Below are 6181 nucleotides of genomic sequence, written 5' to 3' on the forward strand. Positions count from 1 at the left end.
GTGTCGGGGCGCACCATGAGGAGGGGCCCGGGGGTGGAGGTGCCGATCGCACCGCCGCCCCCGGGCCCCCGTACGTCACCCGGCCCGCGGGGGTCACTCGGTGGGCAGGGCCTCCCGCATCGCCCGGGCGGTGGCGGTCGGGTCATAGCCCTCCGGGACGCCCTCGACGAGGATGATGTCGCCCTCGATGTGTCGCGAGCGCAGTGGGGCGATCTCCCGGTACGCCGGTGAGTCCCACCAGGCCCGCGCCTCGGTGATGCCGGGGAAGCCGATCACCACGACGTGTCCGGGCCAGTTCCCCTCCTTCACCTCGTGCGGGGTCGCGTGCACGAGGAAGCGCCCGCCGTACGGCTCGAAGGTGGCGGAGACCCGCTCGATGTACTCGGCGATCTCCGGGTGCGGAGCGGCTTCCCGCAGGTGGGCTATGGCGTAGGCGGGCATGGGGTCCTTCCGGTCGGGGCGGGCTCGGTACATCGGGAGCATGGCACGCCGGTATCCGACCGTCGACGCCTTATCGGTCGTGCGGCCCCGGCCCCGAGTCGGGGTCGGCGGGGCGTCAACGCCATCGCCGGCATTGCCCCCTCCGCCCGTCTGTCGACCACACCCTTCGCTTGCCTAATACTTATAGGTTGTGTCCTAATGTTTATAGGCGAACGGAGGAGTGGTGATGGCGCGGGCGGGGCTGAGCCGCGAACGGCTGATCCGGGCGGGTGCCGAACTGGCCGACGAGGTCGGCTTCGACCGGGTGACCGTGTCGGAGCTGGCCCGCCGGTTCGACGTGAAGGTCGCCAGCCTGTACTCGCATCTGCGGAACTCCGCCGACCTCACCACCGGGATCACGCTGCTCGCCCTGGAGGAGATGGCCGACCGGGCCGCCGATGCCCTGGTCGGGCTGGCCGGCCGGGACGCGCTGGCCGCCCTGGCGACCGCGTACCGCGACTACGCCCGCGAGCACCCGGGCCGGTACGCCGCCGCCCGGGCCCGGCTCGATCCGGAGACGGCCGCCGGTAGTGCCGGTGTTCGGCACGCCCGCATGACGCGGGCGATCCTGCGCGGTTACGACCTCGCCGAGCCCGAGGAGACCCACGCGGTGCGGATGGTGGGCGCCGCCATCCACGGCTACGCCGAGTTGGAGTCGGCCGGGGGCTTCGAGCACACGCCGGTCGACGCCGGGGCATCGTGGGAGTGGACTCTGGACGCGCTCGATGCCGTGTTGCGGAACCCGCCCACGTCCCGCCCGGGCCGCCCCTCGCGCCCGGGCCGACCGGATTGACCGCCCCGCCGGCGCGCATCCCTCCACATCCCGCACGTCACCCACGGAAAGCGCGGCATCGGACCATGAACGACGACCGTCCCCTGATCACCACCCCCATCACCGCCGATCTGGTGCGCGGAGCCGTCGAGTTGGAGCGCACGGAACGCGGCGTGCTGCCGCACCGGCTGCCCGCCGCCGCCCGCGCCCGGGGGGCCGACGGCCAGGTGTTGTTGGCGGAGGTCCAACCCTCCGGCGTGCGGCTGGCGTTCCGCACCCGGGCCACGGCCGTGGAGCTGGACGCGTTGCCCACCCGGCGGGCGTACCGGGGAGCCCCGCCCCGGCCGGGCGGCGTGTACGACCTGCTGGTCGACGGCGGCCTCGCCGCCCGGGGGAGCATCGGGGGCGGGAACGTCCTGACCGTCGACATGACCACCGGCACGACCGACCTCGAACCCGGTCCGGTCGGCACGCTGCGCTTCGGCGACCTGCCCGCCGGGGTCAAGGACATCGAGCTGTGGCTCCCGTTCAACGAGATCACCGAGTTGGTGGCCCTGCGCACCGACGCCCCCGTCGAGCCCACCCCCGACCGGGGTCGGCGGGTCTGGATGCACCACGGCAGCTCGATCAGCCACGGCTCGGACGCCGCGAGCCCCACCACCACCTGGCCCGCGCTCGCCGCCGCCCGGGGCGGGGTGGAGTTGGTCAACCTGGGCTTCGGCGGTGGCGCGCTGCTCGACCCGTTCACCGCCCGCACGATGCGCGACCTCCCGGCGGACCTGATCAGCGTCAAGATGGGCATCAACCTGGTCAACACCGACGCGATGCGGCTGCGGGCCTTCACCCCGGCGGTGCACGGCTTCCTCGACACCATCCGCGACGGGCACCCCACCACGCCGCTCCTGGTCGTCTCCCCGATCCTGTGCCCCATCCACGAGGACACGCCCGGCCCCTCGGCCTTCGACGAGGCGGCGTTCGCCGCGGGGAAGCTGCTCATGCGCGCCACGGGGGATCCGGCCGAACGGGCCGCCGGGAAGCTGACGCTGGAGGTCATCCGGGAGGAACTGGCCCGGATCGTCGAGGAGCGCGCGGCCGGGGACCCGTATCTGCACCACCTCGACGGTCGCCTGCTGTACGGCTCGGACGACATCGCCGAACTCCCGCTGCCCGACGAACTTCACCCCGACGCGGCCGCCCACCGCCGCATGGGGGAGCGCTTCGCCGACCTGGTCCTCACGGGCGACGGCCCCTTCGCCGCGCCCGGGGGCCGGTGGTCCCGGTGATCGTCCCATCGCCGGGATCCCTCCTCCGGGGCCTCGGGGCGTCGGGGCCCCGGGGTGTTGTCGGGAGAGGCGTGGAGCCGTGGGCACTCCGGTGCGGTGAATGCGCCCCGGTGCCCCGGGATCCCCGGGGCGTGCGCCTCCCGGGAGGACACGGGCCGCGCCATGGTGGGCACGGCGTGGGGAAGAGGTGGACGGAGTGGGCGCACAACCGAGATGCAACGCGAGGACGAAGGCCGGGAACCGCTGTCGGAAGCCGGCGATGAAAGGGACCTCACGGTGTGAGCTGCACCAAGGGGAGTGGACGTCCCACGCCGTCAACAGGCGGAGGAAGAGGGAGGCCGAGCGGAAGCTCCGGGCGCGTCGGAAGCGTTGAGCGGGCGGGGGAGCGTTGCTTTCCTTTCCGGACCGGGACCGGTCCCGGCGGGTCCGCTCACCGCGAGGCGATGTCCTCGAGGTTGAGGGAGGGGCCGACGAAGGGAATCAGAACACCGTGGAATCCGATCCGTGAGGCGAGCGATTGAACGCCTTCCCTGGCGTAGGGAAGTGCCACGGGACCGGCCTCCCGGTCCGCGAACTCCTGGAGCACCTCGATTCCCGGGATGCGCCCTTCGGTCACATCGTACTTGGCGAGGATGACGACCTCCACGGAGCCGGCGACATCGCCGTTCCCGGCTTTCAGATCGGCTTCCACCGCAAGTCGGTAGAACACCGTGTCCGAGGCGGGGGCCATTCCCATTTCCATGCGCATTTCCACTTCGACGGAATTTTCCGCCGAGATTCTTCTGGCGCTGCAGGATTCCGTGAGGATCTGACTCAACTCGACTCGCCTGGAGAAGTCCTCGAATCCTTCGGTGGTGATGTCGTTCCTCACTGGGGGGTCCGTGACAGGTAGGGGTGATCGGGCAGGGAGACATCGGGGTGTCGACGCACCTTGATGCAGGTCTTCCGGGCTGTTCTCCAGCGCGGTGTTCGCGAAGTCGCCGCCCTGCTCGGGGGTGATCCGTCCCGGGCGGGGGAGGCGTTTCGGGACGAGAGCGCGTGGTTGATGCGCTCGACGGCATCGAGGGGAATTCCTCGTTCCTCGTCGGCGATTTCCGGATGGTGCACGTGCAGCCATTCGTTCACCTCGGGCCAGTGCCACACCCGCACTCCACCGCTCAATGTGGCGAGCGGCCTCGGGAAGCCTCCCGGCCCTCTCGTGCCCGTCGTCCAGGAGCGAACGGTGGCCCGGGGACGGTCCACCCGGGCCGCGATATCCGTCACGCGCACCAGGTCGAGGGCGAGACGCGTCACAACGACCCCGGGCAGCAACTCGCGGAGGTGGTTGGTGGCGTCCAGGACGGCGTCGCAGGGGTCACCCGGGGGTGCCTCGACGACGTACGTCACGTCCACCCGGCCATCACGTGCCGAGAGGTAGGCCTCGGCCTCGGCCTCGTAGAAGCGCTCCACGGCCGCTTCGTCCCGGAGATCGAGGTTCTCGATCTCCAGGGTGAACAAGTAGCGCACTGGCACCCCCATGCGGGCAACCTGCCGGGTCGCCGTACGAGATATCACGCTACAGGAGTGTACGCAGTTGCGTACACCCCTACCGGGGAATGGGCCCGTTCGGAGCACAGCCGTGGGTGCACTGGGCGGCCCTCCGCCACAGGATCTTGTACTGGCTGTCGCCTTTCGGGGTGCATCGGATGGGAATCCAGCAGTCCCCTTCCGCGCACATCAGGAAACCGAACGGATGGGCGCTTCCTCCTCGGGCTTCCCGCAGGACCCACCGGTCGTCACGGGTGAGGTGTGCGATGATCGCGCGCACTTTGGGGTCCCTGTGTTGTCTTTGGGGACTCAATCGCACCTCCGGGGCCCCGAACGCCGACTCGGCTCGGCGGTTGTTGCAGTGCAGGCAATCGGGTGACATCGCGTCGTCTTCGCCTCCTCCACTCCCGGGGAGGGAATCGCCGAAGTGAATGAAAATAAATCACACGTTCGATGGGTGGCTTCCGGAATGGATGCGAAGCACAATCGAATGTGTGTGCGGGTGGTGGCGGGTGACGGGTGGCTCCGGGGCGTGGTGGAAAGGCGTGGAACACCTGTCCCTGTTCCCGATCCCCGACGAGTGAATCAGGTGACCGCCGGTCGGGGTGAAATGTGTTACCCGGATCACCGTGATCGCCCGGATCGCCGGGGTGTTCCGGTGGACCCGGGGAAACCGTGTGCGTGTATCACGGAAGAATGAGCGGGCATCGAGGCCGGAGAGGATGGGGAATCGGGATTCCCCGGCTCCCCGCTTCAGCGAAAACCCATCCGGGAAGGCGTCGTGCGCCTTTCCCGGATGGGAGGATACGACCCCTCAGCCCCTTCCCCGCCGGCGGGGGAGGAACAGGAGCGCGAGGAGGGGCAGGGCGGCCAGGACCAGCCAGGGGACGACGGCGGGGACGCCCGGGTCCAACAGGCGGCCCACGCCGGCGCCCCCGAGGAGCACGATCAGCCCGGAGACGGAGGACAGCGCCCCCGTGTACAGGCCGATGCGGCGCGGCTCGGCGAGGTCGGGCACCAGGCCGCGCGCGGCCGGGGCGATGAGCATCTGCCCCACCGTCAGCAGCACCACGAACCCGGCCGCCGGCAGCAGCGCGACGGCACCACCGGTGAGGTCGGCGGACAGTGAGGCGGCCACGAGCGCGAAGCCGGCGGAGAGCGTGAGCAGGCCGAGCGCCATGGCCCGCCGCACGTCCAGCCGCGCGCTCGCCCAGTGGGTGACCGGCAGTTGGACGGTCACCACCAGCAGGGAGGAGAGGGCGAAGAGCCACCCCAACTGCGTGGACGAGCCACCCGCCCGGTCCACCTCCACCGGCAGCGCGAGGTAGAGCTGGTTGTAGGCGAGCAGGTAGGTGCCGTACACCAGACACAGCGCGAGGAACGCCCGGTTGCGCAGCATGATGCGCACGCTCCCGCGCCCCCGGGCGGGTTCGCGCCCCGGGATGCGCTGCGGCAGCAGCCACGCGTGCCCGGCGAGCACCAGGACGAAGACGCCCGCGCCGGCCAGGCAGGCGGTGCGGAAGTCCACGGCCAGCAGCAGCACGCCCAGCAGCGGCCCGAGGAAGGCCCCGGCCTGGCCCGCCACGGTGAGCAGCGCCAGCACCCGGGCCCGCGAGCCGAGTCCCTCCTCCTCCCGGCACACCGCCTGCCGCGCCACCTCGGACTCCACGGCCGGGGAGAACAGCGCGGCGGCGAAGCCGATGAGGAGCACCGATCCGATCACCGACGCGGTGTTCCCGGCGAAACCGAGCCAGGCGAACCCCGCGACGCGCAGCACACAGCCGACGAGCACCACCGGGCGGACCCCGAGGCGGTCGGTGAGCATCCCGCCGACGACGAAGAGGCCCTGCTGGCTGAAGGTGCGCAGGCCCAGCACGAGGCCGATGAGCCAGCCGGCCATGCCGATGCCCGACCCGAGGTGGTCGGCGAGGAACGGCAGGACGGCGAAGAAGCCGATGTTGAAGGCGAACTGGGTGCCGATCAGCAGGCGCAGGAGGGGGGAGAGCGGGGGTTCGTCCCCGCCGCCCGCGAGCCGGCGCAGGCGCCGCAGCCGGCCCCGGGGGTCCTTCCCACCGGGGACGCCGGGGGCTCCGGGGACGGCACGGTCGGCGCCGGACCC

General features: G+C 71.3%; 7 protein-coding genes. 3 read left to right on the plus strand and 4 right to left on the minus strand.

Features of this window, described 5'->3' with window-relative positions; translation table 11 throughout:
- Positions 1-93: 93 nt before the first annotated feature.
- Positions 94-441, minus strand: a complete 348-nt coding sequence (locus FOE67_RS13350) for a DUF1330 domain-containing protein (RefSeq protein WP_182663916.1) — start codon at positions 439-441, stop codon at positions 94-96.
- Between the two features lie 226 nt (positions 442-667).
- Between FOE67_RS13350 and FOE67_RS13355 the strand changes: the two genes are divergently transcribed.
- The 3 genes from FOE67_RS13355 (at position 668) to FOE67_RS30400 (ending at position 2908) form a co-directional block, all read left to right on the plus strand.
- On the plus strand, positions 668-1273 hold the full coding sequence (locus FOE67_RS13355; RefSeq protein ID WP_182663908.1) for a TetR/AcrR family transcriptional regulator: 606 nt from the start codon (positions 668-670) through the stop codon (positions 1271-1273).
- Positions 1274-1338: 65 nt separating this feature from the next.
- On the plus strand, positions 1339-2535 hold the full coding sequence (locus FOE67_RS13360; RefSeq protein ID WP_182663910.1) for a GDSL-type esterase/lipase family protein: 1197 nt from the start codon (positions 1339-1341) through the stop codon (positions 2533-2535).
- A 100-nt stretch (positions 2536-2635) separates the two neighbouring features.
- Positions 2636-2908, plus strand: a complete 273-nt coding sequence (locus tag FOE67_RS30400) for an HGGxSTG domain-containing protein (protein WP_323384875.1) — start codon at positions 2636-2638, stop codon at positions 2906-2908.
- Between the two features lie 57 nt (positions 2909-2965).
- On the opposite strand, the gene FOE67_RS13365 is transcribed toward FOE67_RS30400, so the two are convergent.
- The 3 genes from FOE67_RS13365 to FOE67_RS13375 all read right to left on the minus strand — a co-directional run bounded on the left by FOE67_RS13365 (position 2966) and on the right by FOE67_RS13375 (position 6112).
- Positions 2966-3406, minus strand: coding sequence for a hypothetical protein (locus FOE67_RS13365; protein ID WP_182663912.1), 441 nt, complete (start codon positions 3404-3406; stop codon positions 2966-2968).
- Positions 3403-4053, minus strand: a complete 651-nt coding sequence (locus tag FOE67_RS13370; RefSeq protein WP_182663914.1) for a hypothetical protein — start codon at positions 4051-4053, stop codon at positions 3403-3405. Before FOE67_RS13370 ends, FOE67_RS13365 begins: the two co-directional genes overlap by 4 nt.
- Before the next feature lie 823 nt (positions 4054-4876).
- Positions 4877-6112, minus strand: coding sequence for an MDR family MFS transporter (locus FOE67_RS13375; protein ID WP_182663918.1), 1236 nt, complete (start codon positions 6110-6112; stop codon positions 4877-4879).
- Positions 6113-6181 lie beyond the last annotated feature (69 nt).

It is taken from the genome of Streptomyces calidiresistens (genome assembly GCF_014141525.1).
In the GTDB taxonomy this organism is placed as follows: Bacteria; Actinomycetota; Actinomycetes; order Streptomycetales; family Streptomycetaceae; genus Streptomyces; species Streptomyces calidiresistens.

Bases quoted from the DNA above. Each gene is read 5' to 3' on its own strand.
- FOE67_RS13350 (WP_182663916.1), bottom strand. From the start codon at position 441: ATGCCCGCCTACGCCATAGCCCACCTGCGGGAAGCCGCTCCGCACCCG.
- FOE67_RS13355 (WP_182663908.1), top strand. From the start codon at position 668: ATGGCGCGGGCGGGGCTGAGCCGCGAACGGCTGATCCGGGCGGGTGCC.
- FOE67_RS13360 (WP_182663910.1), top strand. From the start codon at position 1,339: ATGAACGACGACCGTCCCCTGATCACCACCCCCATCACCGCCGATCTG.
- FOE67_RS30400 (WP_323384875.1), top strand. From the start codon at position 2,636: ATGCGCCCCGGTGCCCCGGGATCCCCGGGGCGTGCGCCTCCCGGGAGG.
- FOE67_RS13370 (WP_182663914.1), bottom strand. From the start codon at position 4,053: ATGGGGGTGCCAGTGCGCTACTTGTTCACCCTGGAGATCGAGAACCTC.